The sequence below is a fragment of the Oceanobacillus sp. GQ8 genome (assembly GCF_059758495.1).
Map to the genome: position 1 here is coordinate 621,854 of NZ_JCAXEV010000001.1, position 18,616 is coordinate 640,469.

General features: G+C 38.4%; 16 protein-coding genes. All 16 read right to left on the bottom strand.

What is annotated here, in order from left to right:
* Nucleotides 1-306 precede the first annotated feature (306 nt).
* Entirely contained in the window at nt 307-1,644 is a 1,338-nt protein-coding gene (glnA, locus tag AC6CHS_RS03335; RefSeq protein ID WP_036572965.1) for a type I glutamate--ammonia ligase, read from the bottom strand.
* Nucleotides 1,645-1,729: 85 nt separating this feature from the next.
* A complete protein-coding gene (locus AC6CHS_RS03340; RefSeq protein WP_498234558.1) occupies nt 1,730-2,104 on the bottom strand; it encodes a MerR family transcriptional regulator in 375 nt (124 codons plus the stop codon).
* A gap of 134 nt (nt 2,105-2,238) precedes the next feature.
* Nucleotides 2,239-3,483: a methionine gamma-lyase family protein gene (locus AC6CHS_RS03345; RefSeq protein ID WP_498234089.1), complete on the bottom strand. Its 1,245-nt coding sequence runs from the start codon at nt 3,481-3,483 to the stop codon at nt 2,239-2,241.
* Nucleotides 3,484-3,492: 9 nt separating this feature from the next.
* Nucleotides 3,493-4,728, bottom strand: a complete 1,236-nt coding sequence (gene hflX, locus AC6CHS_RS03350; RefSeq protein ID WP_498234091.1) for a GTPase HflX — start codon at nt 4,726-4,728, stop codon at nt 3,493-3,495.
* Between the two features lie 95 nt (nt 4,729-4,823).
* The gene (gene spoVK / locus AC6CHS_RS03355) at nt 4,824-5,747 is read right to left on the bottom strand and encodes a stage V sporulation protein K (protein WP_106896718.1); all 924 of its coding nucleotides are present in this window, start codon (nt 5,745-5,747) and stop codon (nt 4,824-4,826) included.
* Nucleotides 5,748-5,871: 124 nt separating this feature from the next.
* Entirely contained in the window at nt 5,872-6,096 is a 225-nt protein-coding gene (gene hfq / locus AC6CHS_RS03360; RefSeq protein ID WP_036572969.1) for an RNA chaperone Hfq, read from the bottom strand.
* 36 nt (nt 6,097-6,132) lie between these two features.
* Nucleotides 6,133-7,068: a tRNA (adenosine(37)-N6)-dimethylallyltransferase MiaA gene (miaA, locus tag AC6CHS_RS03365; protein ID WP_498234093.1), complete on the bottom strand. Its 936-nt coding sequence runs from the start codon at nt 7,066-7,068 to the stop codon at nt 6,133-6,135.
* A 24-nt stretch (nt 7,069-7,092) separates the two neighbouring features.
* Complete coding sequence (locus AC6CHS_RS03370) at nt 7,093-7,542, bottom strand: Dps family protein (RefSeq protein WP_498234095.1); 450 nt, start codon at nt 7,540-7,542, stop codon at nt 7,093-7,095.
* 62 nt (nt 7,543-7,604) lie between these two features.
* On the bottom strand, nt 7,605-9,467 hold the full coding sequence (gene mutL, locus AC6CHS_RS03375) for a DNA mismatch repair endonuclease MutL (protein WP_498234097.1): 1,863 nt from the start codon (nt 9,465-9,467) through the stop codon (nt 7,605-7,607).
* Between the two features lie 14 nt (nt 9,468-9,481).
* Nucleotides 9,482-12,073, bottom strand: coding sequence for a DNA mismatch repair protein MutS (mutS, locus tag AC6CHS_RS03380; RefSeq protein WP_498234099.1), 2,592 nt, complete (start codon nt 12,071-12,073; stop codon nt 9,482-9,484).
* Between the two features lie 334 nt (nt 12,074-12,407).
* Nucleotides 12,408-12,971 (bottom strand): outer spore coat protein CotE, encoded by a 564-nt coding sequence (locus AC6CHS_RS03385; RefSeq protein ID WP_036572975.1) that lies wholly within the window; start codon nt 12,969-12,971, stop codon nt 12,408-12,410.
* A 171-nt stretch (nt 12,972-13,142) separates the two neighbouring features.
* Entirely contained in the window at nt 13,143-13,571 is a 429-nt protein-coding gene (locus AC6CHS_RS03390) for a YlbF/YmcA family competence regulator (protein WP_036572976.1), read from the bottom strand.
* 1 nt (nt 13,572) lies between these two features.
* The gene (gene miaB / locus AC6CHS_RS03395) at nt 13,573-15,144 is read right to left on the bottom strand and encodes a tRNA (N6-isopentenyl adenosine(37)-C2)-methylthiotransferase MiaB (protein WP_498234101.1); all 1,572 of its coding nucleotides are present in this window, start codon (nt 15,142-15,144) and stop codon (nt 13,573-13,575) included.
* 247 nt (nt 15,145-15,391) lie between these two features.
* Nucleotides 15,392-15,652 carry a stage V sporulation protein S gene (locus AC6CHS_RS03400; protein WP_036572979.1) on the bottom strand — a complete coding sequence of 87 codons (261 nt, stop codon included), beginning with the start codon at nt 15,650-15,652 and terminating at the stop codon, nt 15,392-15,394.
* Between the two features lie 101 nt (nt 15,653-15,753).
* On the bottom strand, nt 15,754-16,551 hold the full coding sequence (locus tag AC6CHS_RS03405) for a TIGR00282 family metallophosphoesterase (protein WP_119574406.1): 798 nt from the start codon (nt 16,549-16,551) through the stop codon (nt 15,754-15,756).
* Nucleotides 16,552-16,737: 186 nt separating this feature from the next.
* A complete protein-coding gene (rny, locus tag AC6CHS_RS03410; RefSeq protein ID WP_036572982.1) occupies nt 16,738-18,300 on the bottom strand; it encodes a ribonuclease Y in 1,563 nt (520 codons plus the stop codon).
* Nucleotides 18,301-18,616 lie beyond the last annotated feature (316 nt).

The window sequence follows — 18,616 nt, forward strand, 5'->3', positions numbered from 1 at the left end:
GACATGATTAATAACATTCTGAATTTTCATCTCGCAATTTAAGTCGAGAAATGTAGATTTATTTTACCATAAGTCTAAAAAATTAGACAAATGCAATCATTAGAAGCATTGAAAAATTTTGACATTTTAAACTAAAGGATAGAGCGCCTGCATTATGGGACACCTGCTCTATCTCCCTTTAATCTCTAAATCGATCAAGTATTAAAGTGTAATTTTTTCAAAAGGTACTTTTAAAAATACCGCCCATGGATGGACGGTATTTTTAATATACATTTAAAATAGTTGAGTACAAAGCTTCTTTAAAGCTTAGTACGTGCTTAAATATTGTTCTCTTTCCCATGGATGCACTTGCGTTTTGAACATATCCCATTCGATTTCTTTTGCTTCAACAAAATGTTCGAATAAGTGTTCACCAAGTGAGTTTACGATAACCTCATCTTTTTTAAGTTCTTCAAGTGCACCAGCTAATGTGCTAGGTAGATCCTCGATTCCAGCTTCTTCACGCTCTTCTTTTGTAAGAACATAAATATTGCGGTCTACGGCAGTTGGTGTTTTCATTTTCTTCTCAATCCCGTCTAGGCCTGCTGCTAGTAGGGATGATAATGCCAAGTATGGATTAGCAGATGGGTCAACACTACGCGCTTCTACCCGTGTGCTAATTCCACGTGAACTTGGAATACGCATTAGACAACTTCTGTTAGAACCGGACCACGCTATATAACTAGGAGCTTCATAGCCAGGAACTAATCTTTTATATGAGTTAACTGTAGGGTTCGTAACAGCAGTAAAGCTTTTCGCATGACTGATTGTGCCTGCAATAAACTGATAAGCCGTTTCGCTTAGTTGCATATCTCCTTTTTCATCGAAAAAGGCATTTTTACCGTCTTTGAATAGAGACATGTTAACATGCATCCCAGATCCGTTAACGCCGAATAATGGCTTCGGCATAAATGTAGCATGTAAATTATGCTTTCTAGCAATTGTTTTAACTACTAGTTTAAAAGTTTGGATATCATCAGCATGTTTTACAGCATCAGAATATTTGAAATCGATCTCATGCTGTCCTGGTGCTACTTCGTGGTGGGATGCTTCAATTTCAAAGCCCATTTCTTCAAGTTCAAGTACGATATCACGACGACAGTTTTCTCCTAAATCAGTAGGAGCCAAGTCAAAATAGCCACCTCTATCATTTAGTTCAAGGGATGGATCTCCTTTTTCATCTAATTTGAAAAGGAAGAATTCTGGCTCTGTCCCAATATTAAAAGCATCGAACCCTAGCTCTTCCATTTTCTTAAGGTTACGCTTTAGATTATAGCGTGGGTCCCCTTCAAATGGCGTGCCGTCTGGCTTGTAAATATCGCAGATAAAACGGGCAACTTTACCTTTTTCTGAAGTCCATGGGAATACAACGAAGGTATCCAGGTCAGGATATAGATACATATCAGATTCTTCAATGCGAACAAATCCTTCGATAGAAGAACCGTCAAACATCATTTTATTATCTAATGCTTTATCTAATTGACTTAGAGGGATTTCAACGTTCTTGATTGTCCCTAACATGTCTGTGAATTGAAGACGGATAAACCTCACGTTCTCTTCTTTAATCTGTTTCATGATTTCATCTTTTGATAATTTCTTTCCCATTCTTTCTCCTCCTAATAATTTATATATTTGAATAAAAAATATGGTTATATAAGCTAAGCTATGTATCCACATTTTCTATACATTATTAATGATTGGTAAAGAATCTGGATAATTCACCTTGGCGCAGGTTCGTTTTACCATGTCTGCCCGCATCGGTAAGTTCTGTTCGTAAAATTTTCCGAAGCTCCTTGTCTGACAATTCATTTGAGGTTGGCTTTGGCAACACTTCTTTTTTCTCGGTCACTTCTTCTTGAAGCATGAGCTTGATCCCTGCAATATTTAGGCCTTTATCTAAAAGGTCTTTTATCTCAAGTAATCTGTCTACATCATTAAATGAAAATAACCGTTGATTTCCACCTGTTCTTTCTGGATGAATTAGATCATGCTCTTCATAATACCTTATTTGTCTTGCAGTTAGTTCTGTAAGCTTCATTACAATACCAATTGCAAATAAGGGCATGGAACGTCTATCTTGATCATTCAATTCATGACCCCCTTGTAACGAATTAGTTATATTATATGAGGTGTAAGGTAATATGTCAACCTGATGTTAGGTTTTCTAACACAATTAAACTTCTACTTCTTTTTTATTCCCTAACTTCTATTTATCAAACCTTCTTTTGTCAATGTTTCCACAGCTGCTACTAGCGCTAGCTTAACATGTACATATGTTAAGCCTCCTTGAACAAAGGCTGTAAATGGTTGTCTTAATGGGCCGTCCGCTGACAATTCAATACTTGCCCCTTGAATAAATGTACCTGCTGCCATAATCACTTTATCTTCATATCCGGGCATTTCGCTAGGGTATGGAGTGACAAAAGAATTCACTGGAGAGTTTCGCTGTATTTCCTGGCAAAAGCGTACCATCGGTTGCTCTTTCCTGAAGGTGACGGATTGAATAAGGTCTGTTCTTTTCTCTTGGTAGTGCGGGCTTGTCTCAAAACCAGCTAGTTCTAAAAAGCGAGAAGTGAAAACCGCACCTTTCAACGCTTCTCCCACAATATGCGGAGCTAGAAAGAAGCCTTGGAACATTTCTTGAAGCGTATGAAAAGTTGCCCCCGTTTCCTTTCCTAGACCAGGTGCTGTTAAACGGTTAGCACACTGTTCAATGAGTTCTTTACTTCCCGCAAGGTAGCCACCAGCCCTTACAATCCCCCCGCCTGGGTTCTTTATAAGAGAGCCAGCAATCATATCTGCCCCCACATGCAATGGCTCTCTACTCTCTACAAATTCCCCGTAGCAATTATCAACAAATACAATAATATTTTCATTTATCTCTTTAACAAAAGAAATCATTTCTTTTATTTCATCAATCGTAAAGGAGGGGCGATCATCATATCCTTTTGACCGTTGAATACCTATAACCTTTGTCTGATTAGAAATAGCTTCTTTTATCCCCTGGTAGTTAACCCTTCCATTTTCCCTTAAGTCAACTTGATTGTAATGGATATGGAACTCTTTTAATGAACCTGTATTTTCACCTCGAATGCCAATAACCTCTTCCAACGTGTCGTATGGTTTGCCCGTAATGTAAAGTAATTCATCTTTCGGCCTCAAGAGTCCAAATAATGCTGTTGTAATAGCATGGGTACCTGATACGATTTGCGGTCTTACAAGTGCATCCTCGCCACCAAATACTTCTGCATAGACGGCTTCGAGTGTTTCTCTCCCTATATCATCATACCCGTATCCACTTGTTGAATGAAAATGGCTGTCGCTAACCCGGTGTTTTTTAAAGGCTTCTAGTACTCGTTTCTGATTTATCTCCCGAACTTCTTCAATACTCTTATGGTGAATAGCACAATCTTTTTCTGTCTGTTGTATCATATCTCTAATCATGTAATGTCTTTACTCCTCTAAAAAGCCCCTTAAAGGGTGATCTTGTTTGATATAGCCTTGTAATACATACCGGTTTGTTGTTTCCTCAAACTCTTTTCGTACAATAAGTGTTTCTTGCTCTAGTCTGTTTAATTGTTTTCCTTCCTCAGGACCTAGTTGGACATTGTATGGTTTCCATATTTCTTGCAAAATCGTTTCTACTTTGGAGAGCATATTATCAATGTCTTTTTGTTGATAAGCACTCATGAAGAAGTAAGGATGCTGCATGGGGATAACTTCTTCCCCATTCAGACGGTCTTCTTTATTGTAGATAGTAAGCATGGGAATGGAGCCAGCATCCAATTCATCTAAAAGCTTTATAACCGTATCTTGCTGCTGTTCCTGATCAGGATGGGAAACATCCACGACATGTAATAAAAAGTCCGCCTCTTTCACTTCTTCTAAGGTGGAACGAAAGGCGGCAATCAAGGCTGTTGGTAAGTCTTGCATAAAGCCTACTGTATCGGTAATAAGCGCTTGAAAACCAGAAGGTAATTGAATTTGCCTTGTCAACGGATCCAATGTAGCAAACAATTGATTCTCCTCAAGCGATGTACTATTTGTCAAACGATTGAACAACGTTGATTTCCCTGCGTTAGTATATCCGACAATGGCAATTTGAAAAGCTTCATTTGATTTTCTCCGTTTTCTGTATTGCTCCCGTTGACGAACAATCGTTTCTAGCCTTCTTTTAATATCATAGATTCTTCTTCTTATGTGACGTTGATCGGATTCAAGTTTGGTTTCACCTGGCCCTCTTGTACCAATACCCGCTCCCAGACGGGACATTTCAATCCCCTGACCTCGAAGTCTCGGCAAAGTGTATTCATGTTGCGCTAATTCAACTTGAAGCTTACCTTCCTTGGTCCTCGCCCGCTGGGCAAAAATATCAAGAATTAGCTGACTTCTGTCAATTATCCGCACACCAAATTCTGCCCCTAGGTTCCGCAATTGGCCAGCTGACAATTCATCATTGGAAATAACTAAATCTATACCAAATTCTGTGATGGCTTCCTTAATTTCTTGTACTTTTCCTGTACCAATATAGTGAGCAGGGTCGATTCGATCTCTATTTTGAGTCATTATAGACTCTACTTTCCCACCCGCTGTTTCACTTAAGGAAATAAGCTCATCTAAAGAGGACTGGAATTTTGCTTCATTTTGCTGCTTTTTATTTACGGCAATTATAAGAATTTTTTCGGACATAACTGCATCCTTTCTTTCGATGAGTGTATTGTTTTCAGTGTTCTCGCTAGTTTTATCTTATCAAAATTGGCAATCGAGTACAAAATTGAGACTAGCTAGTTATTGCTTGAAAGATCTTCTCGCGTTAGATGAATTAAATCGTGCGTTGTAAAATGTTCTTCTGTTAGAAGTCTTACAGCATGCATACGGATAGCATGCTCTATCACATTTCTTACATAACGTGCATTGGAGAAGTTCCGCTCCTCCTCTTGCATCTTCCTTGTAAGGCGTTCCCTCAGTTCATATCTTGCTTCCTTTGTAAATCTATATTCACGTTCAGCTGCCATTTGAGTCGCAATTTCCATCAATTGGGAGACTTCATAGTTTTGAAAATCCAGAATGAATGGAAAGCGTGATTTAAGCCCTGGATTTAAAGATAGGAATCGTTCCATCTCAGAAGGATAGCCCGCAAGAATAAGAACAAAGTCGTTTTGATAGTCCTCCATATGCTTAACTAACGTATCGATTGCTTCTTTCCCAAAATCCTTTTCACCACCGCGCGCTAACGAATAGGCTTCATCAATAAATAGGATCCCTCCCATTGCTTTTTGGATAAGCGCTCTCGTTTTTTGAGCAGTCTGCCCGATGTATTCCCCAACCAAATCGGCTCTTTCCGCTTCAATAAAATGCCCTTTTGATAATTGACCCATATCAAAATAAATTTTGGCGAGCTTCCGAGCAACGGTTGTTTTTCCTGTTCCTGGATTACCTTTAAAAAGCATATGAAGTACTTGTTTAGAACACGATAAACCTGCTTGCTTTCGTTTTTCATTGATTACTACCGTAGCATAGACTTCTTTTATTTTCTGCTTTAGTTCATGCAACCCCACAAATGAGGAAAACTCACTGTCAATGTGTTTAAAAGAATTACTCTCAGCCATTCTATTTTGTTTATTTGGAATTGCCTTGATTTCCTCTTTTCTATCCTGAAGAATAATGTTGATTTGGTTGCTTTTACTACGCATTAACTGTGTTTCCATGCCTTCACCCCTCCGTCGTATCATTATACGCGGAGGCATAAAAGTTGTGACATTAGCCCAGTAAATCATAACTTAAGATAAGTGAACATGAAAAACGGGCGCCATTAGCGCCCGTAAATTTTACTTATTCTTTTTCCAACGTTACATTTTTGACAGGAGCGAATGTGGAAATTGCATGCTTAAATATCAGCTGCTGTTTTCCGTCGGTTTCTAAAAGAACGGTGAAATTGTCGAATGCTTTCACTACTCCACGTAATTGAAAACCGTTTGTCAGAAACACAGTCACCGCAATATGGTTCTTTCTCAATTGGTTTAAGTATTGGTCCTGAATATTTACTGTTTGCGCCATTTTCCTTCCTCCTCTTTTCTATCTATATATTCATTTCTACTTTTCTTGAAGAAATCCTGCAATATCGCGTAAAATAAGTCTAGATTTTTCCCTAGCCTCTTCGGGTTTAATCGAATACCAATTGACATCCATCTTATTTCTAAACCATGTATACTGTCGTTTTGCAAACCTGCGAGAATTCTGCTTTAGCGTTTCGATTGCCCCCCCAAGAGACTGGTGATTTTCAAAATAGGGAATAAACTCTTTGTAACCAATCCCCTTCATTGAAGGCTTATCTGTATATCCCCTTTGATACAAAGTTTGAACCTCTTTTACTAATCCCTGTTGCACCATGAGATCTACCCGATGATTAATTCGGTCGTATAAGAGCTCTCTATCCATCTCCAGCCCAATTAAATGTAGCTGATATGGAGAAGTTAGCTGCTGTGTTTTTTGCCACTCTGACATAGTCATTCCCGTTGTTTCATAGATTTCAAGTGCTCGAATAACGCGCCTAGCGTTGTTTGGATGCGTCTTTGCAGCTTGTACTGGGTCCAATTCTTTCAACCTATTGTAAAGGACATTCGCTCCATCTTCTTCCATTTGTTTTTCCAGCTTCTTTGAGATGGTAATGTCTCGCTTTCCATTGGCAAAATTGTAATCATATAAAGCAGCCTGTACATACAGACCGCTTCCTCCTACGAGAATCGGTAATTTATGTCTTGAACTAATTTCCTCTATGTGCTTTTTAACACTAGCTTGAAATTCAGCAACAGAAAAAGATTCCCACGGCTCCTTAATGTCTATCATGTGATGGGGAATACCTTCCATTTCTTCTTTTGACACCTTGGCAGTTCCAATATCCATTCCCTTGTATACTTGCATCGAATCTCCGCTAATAATTTCTCCGTCAAATTGTTTTGCTACCTCAATGCTAAGTTTCGTTTTGCCAACTGCTGTTGGACCTATTATTGCGATTACGGTTTGTTCCATTATTATCCCCTAAATCCTAAATGTTTAATCATACGCCATGTACGCTCTAAGCATCCAGCATCTTTTCTCCGCCTTTGCTTGGATCGTTAAAAGTAAATCCTCTGTGGGGCCATCATCCAATTCTTTTGCAAGTTTAAGGCCACTTGAGCGTATCTCCTTAATAAGTTGTGTAAGATCATCATACAACTGACTTATTAATTCACTTTCTTTGTCATCTGCACTGGCTTCCACCAATGTCGCTTCTTTAATATACATACTCATAGTTGCGAGCGGTTTTCCCTCTATCATTAAAATTCTCTCGGCAATTTCATCCGAATCTTCCGCAACATCTGTATACATTTCTTCAAATTTCTCGTGCAATGTAAAGAAATGTCTTCCTTGCACATACCAATGATATCGGTGTAATTTGACATATAGGACAAAATGATTTGACAATAATTGATTGAGAAAATTAATAAGTCTTTGATTTTCCATTAAATACACCTCGATGATCGTTTTTTTCTATCATCGGCGAGGCACATTCGGTTTATTCATTTTTACATAACTCTTTTAAACATTTTTTCAAGCTCATAAGAAGAAAAATGCACAATAATTGGCCGTCCATGAGGGCAGGTAAATGGATCCGTGGTTTGTCTTAAGTCTTCAAGCAGGCGAAACATATCTTCCTGATTTAAATAATGGTTTGCTTTAATCGATCGCTTACAAGACATCATAATAGCGGCCTCTTCTCTAATCGACTCGATATCGATACGTTCATCCGCCATTATTTGCTCCATCATTTCCCTGATAACCTCTTCTTCAAAACCTTTCGGAAACCAATTAGGGTGTGAGCGAATCACATAAGTATGCTGTCCAAAGGACTCAAAAAACAGGCCAACTTTTTCTAAATCTGCTTTATATTGCTCAATAAATATCGCTTCCTGTTTAGAAAAATCAAAGGTTAACGGCAACAAGAGCTCTTGCGCCTCGTTGTTCGTACTACCAAGTTTTGCTTTAAAAAACTCATATTTAATACGCTCTTGGGCAGCATGTTGGTCCACCATATAAAGCCCGTTTTCATTTTGTGCCATAATGTAGGTGCCGTGGAGTTGTCCAATTGGATACATCATCGGCACTCGTTGTGCTTGTTGTTTAGGTTCCATGCTGGCCATTTCGGCTTCGGACAGTTTTTTCTCTGGCAATTCCTCTGTATACACGTTTCGATTCTTTTGCTCTTCAGCTTCTTCGAAAGGCTCGTTAGTCAGAGGTTCTGTTTTAACCACTGCTTTCTCTTGATCAATAATGTTTTCTCGAACTGTATCCACGTTGTTCCAAGTTTGGTCTGATACCGATTCTGCTTTTTTCTGTTCAAAATCCATCGTATTTTGAACTGTTTTTTCTCTTGCAATAGGCTTTGATTGTAATTCAGGAATCAAAGTTAGTTGTCTAAATCTTTCCCGTATAGTCTCTTCTATAAGCTGGAACAATTCTTTTTCTTTACTAAAACGCACTTCAAGCTTCGTGGGATGAACGTTCACATCGACAAGGATTGGATCCATCTTAATATCCAGTACAACGATAGGATATTTACCAATTGGCAATAATGTATGATAGGCTCTTAGAATTGATTGAGACAGTGGAATACTTCTAATATAGCGACCATTGATCATAGTAGATATATAACTTCTTGAAGCCCTAGTGACTTCGGGCTTGGCAATATAGCCTTTAATTGAAAAATCCAGTGTCTCCCGCTCTATCCAAAGCATTTGCTTGGCAATCCCCATACCATAAACATTTGAAATGACCTGTAAATGATCACCTGTGCCCGGAGATTTAAACAGGCCTTTGCCATTATGAGTTGCTTCAAAGCGAATCTCAGGATGGGAAAGCGATAATCGGTTTAGTAGGTCTGTTATATGTCCAAGTTCTGTATGAATTGTTTTCATATATTTTAATCTAGCAGGTGTATTAAAGAATAGATCTTCAACAAGAATCTCCGAGCCTTTGCGTGCATCACTTTTCGCTTTACGTGTAACCTTACCACCTTCTAGTTGGAGAAGCGTGCCCGCCTCCTCACCCTGTGATGTTTGAATGGTAAGTCTGCTAACAGAGGCAATACTGGCTAGCGCCTCGCCGCGAAACCCTAATGTCCTTACATGAAAAAGATCGTTCTCATCTTTTATCTTACTTGTTGCATGGCGGAGGAAGGCCCGCTCACAATCATCCTCTGCCATTCCATCCCCATTATCGGTAATTTTAATTTGCTGAAGCCCTGCCTCCAATATATCTATTTTTATCCATGTGCTATTTGCATCGATGCTGTTCTCCACCAGCTCTTTTACGACCGAAGCAGGACGTTCTACTACTTCACCAGCAGCAATCTTATTCGCTAACACATCGGGCATTTGCACAATGCTCATACTAACATTCCTTTCTACTTCGTGCTTTTTGCTTCTTTCTGTAATTGATACAAGGTATTCATGGCATCCATTGGTGTCATGTCAAATAAGTCTAGCTCTTGTAATTTTTTTAACAGCTTCGCATCTATCTGGTTATTTTCACTACGAGAGTTCGAAGTTTCACGCTTTTCTTCTACGAAAAAGGACAGCTGATCAGACGCTGGTATATCTTCATTCGCTTTCGTTTCCTTTTGCTCCCCTTCTAGCTGTTGCAATATAAGATTTGCACGTTCAATTAATGTTCCTGGAAGGTTAGCAAGCTTTGCTACATGAATTCCATAGCTTTCGTCTGCTGCACCTTCTTTAATTTGGTGGAGAAAGACAACATTTCCTTCATACTCCTCTGCACGTACATGAATGTTCTTCAAGCGATCCAGTGAGTTTTCTAAAGAAGTGAGCTCATGGTAATGGGTCGAGAATAATGTTTTAGCATGAATATTATCATGGATATACTCGACAATCGCCTGGGCAAGCGCCATTCCATCGTATGTACTCGTTCCCCGACCTATTTCATCTAGTAAAATCAAACTTTTATCTGTTGCATGCGAGATGGCATGGTTGGCTTCAAGCATCTCTACCATAAACGTACTTTGTCCTGATACTAGGTCATCGGCAGCGCCAATTCTAGTAAATATCTGGTCAAACAATAATAATTCAGCTTCATCACAAGGAACAAAGCAACCAATTTGCCCCATGATAACCGTCAAGGCGAGTTGCCGCATATACGTACTTTTACCTGACATGTTTGGACCAGTAATAAGGAGCACATTTTTCTCAGCATCCAATTCCACATCATTCGGTACGAAATTCCCGTCACGCATGACCTGCTCAATGACAGGATGACGGCCATTTTTGATAGCAAGCTTCTCTGTGCTAAAACTTGGCCGTTTAAAATTATTCACTTCACTAACCGTAGCAAAGGTTTGAAGAACATCTATCCTGCTGACTATGTCAGCCAAATACTGTATCTCTGGAATATGTTCCTTGATTTTTTCCCGAATTTCTAAAAAGAGCTGATATTCAAGTTCAACGCTTTTCTCTTCTGCTTCTAATATAAGTTGTTCTTTTTCTTTTAATTCAGGTGTAATAAATCTCTCTGCATTGGTTAGAGTCTGTTTCCGTTCATATTTATTTTCCGGTAGGAGATGAAGATTCGCCCGTGTCACCTCAATATAATAACCAAAGACACGATTATAGCCGATTTTAAGTGATTTAATATTCGTCTCTTGCTTCTCTCTCTGTTCCAGCTCAGCAATCCACTGTTTTCCATTTCTTGAAGCATAACGATACGTATCAAGCTGCTCATTGTATCCATCTTTAATGATAGATCCTTCTTTTATTGAAACGGGTGGCTCGTCTACCAAGCTTTCATTCAATAACGCTACTAAATGTTCAGGATAATGAAGATCGTTTGCAAGGTTTACAACCTCCTTTTGATCTATTTGATTTAAGGTTTCTCTTATACCTGGAATCTTTTCTAGAGACAGCTTTAACTGTTGTAAATCTCGGGCATTAACATTACCAAAAGCGATTCTACCAGCTAGTCTTTCAAGGTCATAGACAGATTTCAATGTTTCCCTTAATGTATCTCTTTCTAGAAAATGCTCATAAAATGCGGATACTGCATCAAGCCTTTCCTCGATTTTCTCCTTGTGTAGTAATGGGCGTTCAAGCCATTTCTTCAACATGCGGGATCCCATTGCCGTTACGGTTTTATCTAAAACCCAGAGCAAGCTTCCTTGTTTTCCCTTTTTCATTATCGTTTCGGTTAATTCTAAATTTCGTTTCGAATACATATCCAATGAGAGATAATTTTTTCGATTAATAATCTCTGCTTGTTTTAAATGATCGAGGGATCGTTTTTGCGTGTCTTGAACATAATTGAGTAATCTGCTGAACGCAGTCATTAACCGTTCATCATTGAGATTCTCACTAAGGTCACGATATTCCGCACTAAATTTAACTTCGTCCTGATAGGATAATGTGACCTGCAGGCGTGTTCGCAATTGACTTTGTAGACCTTCGGGTAATGTAGATGGAATTACAACTTCCCTGATCGGCTGGTTGTAAAATTCATGGATGACCGCTTCAAACCCTTCCTCGATAAGGGCAAGTCGATTCTCTCCTGTAGATAAGTCATTGTAAGCTATCACAAAAGAGCCATCTACAAAGTGAGAAAGACTCGCAATATAATTATTTTCTCCCTCGGTAAGCATTGTGCTCTCCATAACTGTGCCAGGAGTTATAAGTTGAACAACCTCCCTTTTCACAACACCTTTAGCCGTCTTCGGATCTTCCACCTGTTCACAGATGGCAACTTTATAACCTTTTTCCACAAGAATTTTTATATAATTAGCTGCTGCATGGTATGGGATACCACACATTGGGATGGGCTCTTTCTGTCCAGGATCCCTTTTGGTCAAGGTTATCTCTAACTCTCTTGCAGCTTCTATTGCATCATTAAAAAACATCTCATAAAAATCACCTAATCTAAAAAATAAAAAGGCATCTTTATAAGCTGCTTTTATTTGTAAGTATTGCTCCATCATGGGTGTATATTTTGCCATGTTTCATCCTCCAAAACCTATCTTATACTAGCTATAGTATAGCATACATCCCCTTACTCATACGAATTTCCAAGAAGCTTCTAACTATATAAAGTGAAACTTCAATCAGTGGGGGTTTTCGTTCTTCCCCCACTGATTGTTAGTTGAACGAATCGGGGTGTTAGCGTCCGTTTACTCCCACTTAAACATCACTGTTTCACCTCATGTTTTGAAGTGGGAGTCTTACGGAAGGTTGCACCGGGATAAAACATTATATTTGGCTAACTAGAGAACTTAATTACAAACAGCTTAAAAAACAAAAAATTACGAGAGAGACTATCCCTCGTAATTTTTATTAGTCTTTATGATGAAGGAAATCTGGTTCAACTTCTTCCAGTTCATCATCAGTTAATTCAAAATCCCAATTGTCTTCATCGTCATCAAAGTTGTTCTCAGAAGGATCAACACGGACAGCGATTTTTGTTTCACCGATAATTTGAACAACAAATTCTCTTTCAATCTCGACAACAATTTTGTGTCCCTTACTTGCAATTTTACATTCCAGGCAGTTTGGTTGCTGTGTAACTTTTGCGATTACGTCAAACTCATCATTGATACATTTATCATCTTTAACAGAAAGCGGGATTATGTCCGTATAGGTAACCCTCTCCGTTACGACCTCTGTTTTAGTATTATCATTATAGGAATACCATACATTGATGTCATAGCTCCCATTAATTTCAACAGTGTCTTCGGACTTCTTCTTAGCATTGTATAAATGATTGATCACCCAGCACCCCAGGATGCTTGATGGTCTATGAGATGGCGTAATGGAATGAGAAGCTTGCGTGAATTTTTTTCCTTTTCCACAAACGGCTTTTGTAATGATTTCTCTATAGTCTTTTTCAAGAAAAGTCATAATTACTTTTACCTCCTCTTTTTTCATTCTCATTTTATGCAAGACAAATACCTAAAGTGCATAGCGATTTGTGAAAAAAGAAAAGAAACCAATTTTAAGGTGGGTGAGAAGTGTCATGAAGCGGTTTGGAAATAAAAAAAGAAAGAGACTGCTTCGTCTCTTTCATCATAATTAGTTACTGCAACCATGGTTCTTTTTTGCTTTTGAGCCAGTTTCTCCTGCTAAAAGATCACCGCCTGTTGATTCAATGACATTATTGGTAACTTCTCTGGCTATCGTTCCTGAAACGAGCTGTAATACATCATTTACAACAATTTGTGTTTCTTTAAATTCCTGAACTACTGGAATTTCGTCAATTTCATTTTGCAGGCGATCAATTTCTTCCTCAATACGTTTTAACGCTTCTCTTTTCTCATAAGCCTGAAAGTTTACTGCTTGTTTCTGCAATGCTTTAATCTTTGTAATTAATTTTTGTACTTTTTGATTTTCATTTATTTTTGCTTCTACTTGCTTAAAGCGATCAATTTCTTCTGTATTTGCAAGCATTGACGCAAGTCTTTTTGCTTCTTCTAATACTTGTGTACGTGTATATTCTGCCATATTAGTTCACCTCAACTGTATTTTCTACCATCACACCATTTAAAGACCATGTTTTTGCTTCTGTAATTTCAACTTCTACAATACTGCCAATCGCAGACTTCGGTCCTTTAAAATTTACTAATTTATTTTTTTCTGTATATCCTGCTAATACGTCAGGGTCTTTCTTACTTTCCCCTTCTACAAGCACTTTAACTTTATTATTTGTATAGGTTTTCATTGACTCTGCCGACTGCTTATTAACAAGATCGTTTAAACGATATAGGCGCTGTTTTTTCACTTCTTCTGGTACATCGTCTTTTTTTCTTGCAGCAGGTGTACCTTCACGAGGTGAGTAGATAAACGTATAAGCCGCCTCAAATCCAACCTCTTCAACTAACGTCATCGTTTCCTCAAATTGTTCATCTGTTTCATTTGGGAATCCAACGATTATGTCAGTTGTTAATGTCGCATTTGGCATTGCTTCACGAATTTTCCTTACAAGTTCCAGGTATTCCTCTCTCGTATACTTGCGGTTCATTTTCTTTAAGATCTCACTGCTTCCTGATTGTACTGGCAAGTGAATATGATCTAGTAAATTACCGCCTTTGGCCAATACTTCAATTAGACGGTCGTCAAAATCGCGTGGATGGGAAGTCGTAAAGCGAACCCGCGGAATATTAATTTTGTGCATGTCATCCATTAAGTCACCAAGACCATAGGTTAAATCTTCAAAATCTTTACCGTAGGCGTTAACATTTTGCCCCAGCAATGTTACCTCCTGATAGCCTTGGGCAGCAAGGTGACGTACCTCCTGTATAATATCCTCAGGTCTTCGACTTCTTTCTTTTCCTCGCGTCATAGGAACGATACAATAGGTACAGAATTTATCGCAACCATACATGATATTTACCCAGGCCTTGATTTTTCCTTTCCTTGCTTTAGGAAGATTCTCTATAACATCGCCTTCTTTTGACCACACTTCTACAATCTTTTCTTTGCCAAACATAGCTTCTTTCACTAAATGCGGCAAGCGATGAATATTGTGCGTTCCAAAGATGAGATCCACATGCTGATGCTTCTTCAGTATTCGGTTTACAACAGATTCTTCTTGTGACATGCAACCGCAAACACCTAGGATAAGATCAGGCTTTTCTAATTTTAAAGGTTTTAAGTGGCCAATCTCACCAAACACTTTGTTTTCAGCATTTTCTCTGATGGCACAAGTGTTAAGTAAAATGATGTCTGCTTCATTTGTATCAGAAGTTGACTCATATCCCATCTCGGTTAAGATACCGGCCATTACTTCTGTATCGTGTTCATTCATCTGACATCCATATGTACGTATTAAAAATTTCTTTCCTTCACCAATTCGCTCCATGTCTTCAGGAATAGCAAAATCATAGTGAACATTTACTTTATCCCGGCCCCGTTTTCGAGCTTTATTCAAATTAGGTGGTTCATAAGTAGTTTCAAAGTATTTCGCAAAATCAGCGCTTGTTTTTTCATGTAAAGGTTTTTCCAGTCCGGATTTTCTGTCCGCGGCATCTACCTGATTAACTATTTGCGACTGTTCTTTTCGTTGCTGTTCGTTCATTTAAAAGACCCCTTTCATGTGTTCCCACACCAAACTATACCTATACAATATTACAGTATAAATGCTACAAGCAAAATACACAATATTATAACTCAAAAGCGTGGAGTACCTTTTTATCATAATTTCAGGGTGTTTGTATTCAAATTGTCCCATAACATACTTTCTTCTTTAAACTATGGCTTTTGTATTTATTTCTATTATAATAAAAACCTCCCTAAATTGCGGGAGGTAATATCGTTTATTCTATTTATCTCGGTTCTACAATAAGTTTAATGGCTGTTCTTTCTTCATTATCAATCATAATATCCGTAAACGCTGGTATACAGATTAAATCCACTCCACTTGGAGCTACGAACCCTCTTGCAATAGCTACAGCTTTTACCGATTGGTTTAGTGCACCAGCACCAATTGCCTGGATTTCCGCTGTGCCACGTTCTCTTAGGACATTCGCGAGTGCGCCCGCTACTGAATTTGGACTTGATTTAGCTGAAACTTTTAATACTTCCATTACTAGTACCTCCTTTATTTGCTATTGTAGTTCTATTGCTACTATATTCTTGGAGATGTTAGCTTATTACAGTATGGACAAATAATTCACAGATTCAAAGACTAGCCAAAAAATGGGTGATCCTCATTAATCATAATCCGCTCTACTTTAGTTGCTTTCCCACTATTCTTATCAATTGAAACAACGAATCCATTTAATTGTGTTCTTCCCTCTTTCGTGATTTCAAAACGTACCGGCATAGATGTAAGAAATCTTTTCATTACAGCCTCTCTATTTACTCCAAGGATTCCATCATACGGCCCTGTCATCCCAACATCTGAAATATATGCTGTTCCCCCTGGTAAAATGCGTTCATCTGCTGTTTGTGTATGTGTATGCGTACCAACTATAGCACTCACCCTTCCGTCCACATACCATCCCATCGCTTGCTTTTCACTTGTAGCTTCACCGTGAAAATCAACAAAAATAATATTCGTACGTTGCTTTGCCTCTTCAATTAAAAGGTCCATCTTTTGAAATGGGTCATCTATAACAGGTAGAAAAGTGCGGCCCTGCATATTAATAACCGCTATTTCCGTACCATTTACATTCAAATAAACAATACCCTTCCCTGGGTTATTTTCAGGAAAATTCGCTGGACGTATCATGTATTTTGCATCATCAATAAACTCAAAGATTTCTTTTTTATCCCATGTATGGTTACCCATGGTAACGACTTGTGCGCCCCATTCTAAAAACTGCTTGTAAATTTTTTCTGTGATGCCCTTTCCAGACGCAGCATTTTCACCATTGATAATTGTCACGGTCGGGCGATATTTCTCTTTTAATTTTGGTAAATATTCCTGTACCATGTCTCTTCCCGGTGAACCTACTACATCACCAATAAATAATATCTTCATAATTAGTTCATCCCATCTCTATTAATTATATTTAGTTTTTCATATAAACTTTCTATTGTCAAAACGTAGCCATTTTCTAAACCTTTAGGTATGAAAGGCAACTCAAATTGGCCACAACCCAACCAGAATATCTTTTTACCAAAAAAAAAAAGCGGTCATTGACCGCTTTTTTTGATAGACTATGCATTATTTTGCATATTCAACTGCCCTGGTTTCTCTGATTACCGTAACTTTTATGTGGCCAGGATAATCAAGTTCACCTTCAATTCGTTTTCGAATGTCTCTAGCAATACGAACCGATTCGATGTCATCAATTTCGTCAGGTTTAACCATGATTCTTATTTCTCTTCCTGCCTGGATAGCAAAAGATTTTTCTACTCCGGTAAAGGATTCAGATATCTCTTCCAGTTTCTCCAGCCTCTTAATGTAATTCTCAAGTGTTTCACTTCTTGCGCCCGGCCTAGCAGCAGATAGTGCATCCGCAGCAGCAACCAGGACAGAAATGATGGATGTAGGTTCCTCGTCACCATGGTGGGAGGCAATTGAGTTAATGACAACTTCGTGCTCTTTGTATTTCATCGCTAATTCTTTTCCAATTTCAACATGGCTACCTTCTACTTCATGGTCAATTGCCTTTCCGATATCATGAAGTAATCCGGCTCTTCTAGCCAATGTTTCATCTTCTCCTAATTCAGCTGCAAGCAATCCAGATAAGTAAGCAACTTCAGTTGAATGCTTAAGGACATTTTGTCCATAACTTGTCCGGTATTTCAGTCGACCAAGTATTTTAACCAGATCCGGGTGAAGACCATGCACACCAACTTCAAATGTTGTTTCCTCACCGATCTCTCTTATATATTCGTCCACTTCACGTCTGGATTTATCAACCATTTCCTCAATTCTTGCAGGGTGAATTCTACCATCCTGTACAAGTTTTTCAAGTGCCAAACGGGCAGTCTCACGACGAATTGGATCAAATCCAGATAGAATTACCGCCTCTGGGGTGTCATCTATAATAAGATCAATTCCAGTTAATGTTTCCAGTGTACGTATATTACGTCCTTCTCTACCAATTATACGCCCCTTCATTTCATCGTTTGGAAGATTCACTACAGAAACGGTTGTTTCCGCAACGTGGTCTGCTGCACAGCGTTGCAGGGCAAGGGAAAGAATGTTCTTCGCCTTTTTGTCTGCTTCTTCCTTCGCACGATTCTCAGCTTCCTTGATCATTAGTGCGGATTCATGCGCAACATCTTTTTCAATACGCTCTAAGATAACCTGTCTTGCCTGGTCGGTCGTGTATCCTGAAATGCGCTCAAGCTCTGTTTGCTGCTCCTGCTTCATAGCTTCCACTTTGCTTTCCATTTCTTCAATTTGTTGTTGTTTTTCTGTTAGTGACTGTTCTCTTTTCTCTAACATGAGCTCACGCTTGTCTACTGTATCACTTTTTCTGTCCAGATTTTCTTCTTTTTGCATCAGACGATTTTCTTGCTTTTGTACATCTAAACGACGTTCTCTTAACTCGTCTTCTGTCTGCTGACGAAGCTTGTGATTTTCATCCTTCGCTTCAAGAAGTGCCTCTTTTTTAGCGGCATCTGCATTTCGATGTGCCTCATCCACTATTTGTTTAGCTAAGGTTTCTGCACTAGAGATCTTAGCTTCAGCAATAGATTTACGAATCAGATAACCAACAACAATACCGACGATTAGGAGCAAAATGGAGATGATTATAAAGATAGGATTGTCCATAATTTCACCTCCTATTGCTATTAAGTTTTACAAATCATTATTGTCGGCATGTACCGTTTTCAAATGCAAAAGAACAATAATTCATATAATATAAATTATAAATTTATACATATTTAATTTTAATTGTCTATATAAGGAATGTCAAGGAAACGTCACAAACTATTTCCTTACCCTAATAGGAAATAGAAGAAACGCTTTTATTTCTCATACTTAATAGGAAGTAATTAGCTCAATAGAACCTCTTTTTACCACACTCATAACTACAATATAGCCATAAAGGGAAAAATGCTAAACTTTAACACTCAAACTTAAACCA